The 4,403-nt window shown below is 74.2% G+C and carries 2 protein-coding genes and 1 pseudogene; all 3 read left to right on the top strand.

All coding sequences use genetic code 11. From position 1 onward, the window contains the following. Positions 1-106: 106 nt before the first annotated feature. Positions 107-1,786, top strand: a complete 1,680-nt coding sequence (locus tag AB8Z75_RS31190; RefSeq protein ID WP_369207896.1) for a carboxyl transferase domain-containing protein — start codon at positions 107-109, stop codon at positions 1,784-1,786. Positions 1,787-1,841: 55 nt separating this feature from the next. Continuing rightward, a complete protein-coding gene (locus AB8Z75_RS31185; protein ID WP_369207894.1) occupies positions 1,842-4,082 on the top strand; it encodes a biotin carboxylase N-terminal domain-containing protein in 2,241 nt (746 codons plus the stop codon). After that, positions 4,079-4,403, top strand: a pseudogene (locus AB8Z75_RS31180) (hypothetical protein); the annotation flags it as partial. The gene AB8Z75_RS31185 and the pseudogene AB8Z75_RS31180, both read left to right, overlap by 4 nt.

Genomic DNA, 4,403 nt, shown 5'->3' with positions numbered 1-4,403 from the left:
CCCACCGGACGGCATGCCGCCCCGCGGCAGCCGGAGGTGTGCCGCGGGCGGGGGCGCGGCGGGACGGGACGTGTGCGGTGTGGTGCGAGCGAGGGAGCTGGGCTTGATGGACGAGCAGACGGTGCGGGACACGAGCGGGCACGGGCCCGCTGCGCCACGTCTGGTGAGCGCCGTCGCCCCGGACGCGGAGACGTCGGCGGAGAACCGCAGGGCGCACCGGGAGCTGGCGGGCCGGCTCCGCGAGAAGCTGGCGCGCGCCCGGCTGGGCGGGGGCGCGCGGGCGCGCGAGCGGCATGTGGCACGCGGCAAGCTGCTGCCACGCGACCGGGTGGACGCGCTGCTCGACCCCGGTTCGCCGTTCCTGGAGCTGTGCCCGCTGGCAGCCGATGGGATGTACGAGGACGCGGCCCCGGCGGCCGGGGTGATCGCGGGCATCGGCCGGGTCTCGGGGCGCGAGGTGGCGATCATCGCCAACGACGCCACCGTCAAGGGCGGCACCTACTATCCGATGACGGTCAAGAAGCACCTGCGGGCGCAGGAGGTGGCGCTGGAGAACAGGCTGTCGTGCCTGTATCTGGTCGACTCGGGAGGCGCTTTCCTGCCGATGCAGGACGACGTCTTCCCCGACCGCGAGCACTTCGGACGGATCTTCTACAACCAGGCCCGGATGTCGGCCGCCGGTATCCCGCAGATCGCCGCTGTTCTCGGCTCGTGCACGGCGGGCGGCGCCTACGTTCCGGCGATGAGCGACGAGGCGGTGATCGTGCGGGAGCAGGGCACGATCTTCCTGGGCGGCCCGCCACTGGTGAAGGCGGCCACGGGAGAGGTCGTCACCGCGGAGGAGCTGGGCGGCGGGGAGACGCACTCCCGCGTCTCCGGCGTCACCGACCACCTCGCCAAGGACGACGCGCACGCCCTGCGCATCGTGCGGCACATCGTCTCGACGCTGCCGGCCGGCGGGCCGGAGGCCGGCGCCCTGCCGTGGTCCGTGCGCCCCCCTGAGGAGCCCGCGGTGGATCCCGCGGGGCTCTACGACGCGGTGCCGGCCGACTCCCGCACGCCGTACGACGTGCGGGAGGTGATCGCCCGCCTCGTGGACGGTTCGCGGTTCCAGGAGTTCAAGGCGGAGTACGGCACGACGCTGGTGACGGGCTTCGCACACCTGCACGGGCACCCGGTGGGTGTCGTGGCCAACAACGGCATCCTGTTCTCGGAGTCGGCCCAAAAGGGCGCCCACTTCATCGAGTTGTGCGATCAGCGGGGCATTCCGCTGCTGTTCCTGCAGAACATCTCGGGATTCATGGTCGGTAAGGACTACGAGGCGGGTGGCATCGCCAAGCACGGCGCCAAGATGGTCACGGCCGTGGCGTGCGCCAGGGTCCCGAAGCTGACGGTGGTGATCGGCGGTTCCTACGGGGCGGGCAACTACTCGATGTGCGGCCGGGCCTACAGCCCCCGGTTCCTGTGGATGTGGCCGAACGCCAAGATCTCGGTGATGGGCGGCGAGCAGGCGGCGTCGGTGCTCGCCACCGTCAAGCGGGATCAGCTGGAGGCCAGGGGCGAGGAATGGTCCGCCGAGGCGGAGGAGGAGTTCCGCGCCCCGGTCCGCGCCCAGTACGAGACGCAGGGAAACGCCTACTACGCCACGGCCCGGCTGTGGGACGACGGGGTGATCGACCCGCTGGAGACCCGTCAGGTGCTGGGGCTGGCTCTGACGGCGTGCGCCAACGCCCCCCTGCCCCGACGCGATCCGGAGGCGGCCCGGTTCGGCGTCTTCCGGATGTGACGGGGCGAGCACGGTGGCGGAGCTGACGGAAGTCGTGAGGGCAAGGAGAGGACCGATGTTCGACACGGTGCTGGTGGCCAACCGCGGTGAGATCGCGGTGCGGGTGATCCGCACGCTGCGCGGGCTGGGCGTGCGCTCGGTCGCGGTCTACAGCGACGCGGACGCCGACGCGCGCCATGTGCGCGAGGCCGACACGGCGGTGCGGATCGGTCCGGCCGCGGCGGCGCAGAGCTATCTGAGTATCGAGCGGCTGCTGGAGGCGGCCCGGCGCAGCGGCGCCCAGGCCGTCCACCCGGGGTACGGCTTCCTGGCGGAGAACGCCGGGTTCGCCCAGCGGTGCACCGAAGCGGGCCTGGTCTTCATCGGGCCCCCCGCCGCGGCCATCGAGCTGATGGGCGACAAGATCCGCGCGAAGGAGACGGTGCGCGAGGCCGGGGTCCCGGTGGTGCCCGGCTCCTCGGGCAGCGGGCTGTCCGACGACGAACTGGCCGCCGCGGCACGCCAGACGGGCCTGCCCGTGCTGCTCAAACCGTCGGCGGGCGGCGGCGGCAAGGGCATGCGGCTGGTACGGGACGAGGCGCTGCTGCCGGACGAGATCGCCGCGGCCCGGCGCGAGGCCAGGGGCGCGTTCGGGGATGACGGACTGCTGGTGGAGCGGTGGGTCGACCGCCCGCGGCACATCGAGATCCAGGTGCTGGCCGACGGCCACGGCACCGTGCTGCACCTCGGGGAGCGCGAGTGCTCCCTCCAGCGACGCCACCAGAAGATCGTCGAAGAGGCCCCCAGCCCGCTGCTGGACGCGGCGACGCGCGCGGCGATGGGTGAGGCGGCGGCGAACGCGGCCCGCTCGTGCGGCTATCGGGGTGCGGGCACGGTGGAGTTCATCGTGCCGGGGGACGGTTCGGGCGCGTACTACTTCATGGAGATGAACACCCGACTCCAGGTGGAGCACCCGGTCACCGAGCTGATCACCGGGCTGGATCTGGTGGAGTGGCAGTTGCGGGTCGCCGCCGGAGAGCCGCTGCCCTTCGCCCAGGATGACGTCGTGCTGAACGGGCACGCGGTGGAGGCCCGTATCTGTGCGGAGACGGCGCGCCTGGCTCCGGGCGCCGGCGACGGACGGGTCGACTTCCTCCCGTCGGCCGGCCGGGTGCTGCTGTTGGAGGAGGCGCGGGGCGAGGGGGTGCGCACCGACTCCGGGCTGACCACGGGCACCGAAGTGGGCACGGTGTACGACCCGATGCTCGCCAAGGTCATCGCCTGGGCCCCGGACAGGGCCGCGGCGCTGCGCGGACTGCGGGCGGCACTGGCGCGGACGACGGTGCTGGGCGTGGACACCAACACGGCGTTCGTGCGCGGGCTGCTCGCCCACCCCGAGGTCGTCTCCGGCGATCTGGACACGGGCCTGGTGGAGCGTGCCGCGGCGGGGCTGCTGCCCGAGGGGGTGCCGGACGAGGTGTACGGCGCGGCGGCCCTGCTGCGCCACGCGGCGCTGTCCCCGGCGCCGGCCACGGGCGCGCGGAACGCGGGCTCGGACGGCGGCGGGGCGGGTTCCTCCGCGCCCGGCGCGGGCCGGGGCCTCAGCGGCGGCGCGGCGGTCTGGGTGAGTCCGTTCGCGGAGCCGTCGGGGTGGCGGCTCGGCGGGCAGCGGGCGTGGACGGTGCACCATCTGCGGGTGCCCGGCCACGATCCGGTGGCAGTGCGCGTCCGTCCGGCCGCCCCGGACGGCAAACGCCCGGAGGCACCCGTGTCCCCGGGCGAGATGGAGGTCAGTGTCGAGGGCGCGGCCCCCGTGCGCGCCCGTCTGGCTCCGGGCCCCACCGTCGAGGGCCAGGCGTTCGGCGGGGAGCGGAGCGCCACCGTGCGGCTGGACTGGGACGGCATGAGCGGCGTCTTCAGCCGCGCCGTGGACGGGGACGGCGAGGCGCCGGGCGTGTGGCTGGGCAGGGACGGCGAGGCGTGGCAGGTGCGGGTGCACGACCCGGTGGCCGCCGCGCTGCAACGGGCCGGGGCCGCCCAGGGTGTCGACGCGCTGACGGCTCCGATGCCCGGCACCGTCACCCTCGTCAAGGCGGCGGTGGGTGACGAGGTGGCGGCCGGCGAGAGCCTGCTGGTGGTGGAGGCGATGAAGATGGAACACGTCATCGCGGCACCGCACGCCGGGCGCGTGGCCCAACTGGACGTCACGGCCGGCGCCACCGTCGCGATGGACCAGATCCTCGCGGTGGTGGACCCGTACGAGACCGGTGCGGACGGCGGGAACGCCGGCGGCGGCGAGACGGAGGCGGCGGGATGACGGGGCTGCCCATGGCCTTCCCCCTGGAGGGGCTGCCCGCGCGGGTGCGGATCCACGAGGTCGGCCCGCGGGACGGGCTGCAGAACGAGAAGGCGATCGTCCCGACCGAGGTGAAGGCGGAGTTCGTCCGCAGGCTGGTCGCGGCCGGTCTGACGACGGTCGAGGCCACCAGCTTCGTGCACCCCAGGTGGGTGCCCCAACTGGCCGACGCGGAACAGCTGTTCCCCCGGCTGACCGGTCACGGTGCGGGAGGCCCGGACGCGGAGGGTCCGGGCACGGATGGCCCGGGCATGGGCGGGCCGGACGCGGSCGGGCCGCCCA

The organism is Streptomyces sp. PU-14G (genome assembly GCF_041028275.1).
GTDB lineage: Bacteria > Actinomycetota > Actinomycetes > Streptomycetales > Streptomycetaceae > Streptomyces.
Note: the sequence above shows the minus strand (reverse complement) of the source record. Positions and strands in the feature narration are given on the sequence as shown.

Excerpts from the sequence above, each read along its gene's own strand:
- AB8Z75_RS31190 (WP_369207896.1), top strand. The coding sequence starts at position 107 with ATGGACGAGCAGACGGTGCGGGACACGAGCGGGCACGGGCCCGCTGCG.
- AB8Z75_RS31185 (WP_369207894.1), top strand. The coding sequence starts at position 1,842 with ATGTTCGACACGGTGCTGGTGGCCAACCGCGGTGAGATCGCGGTGCGG.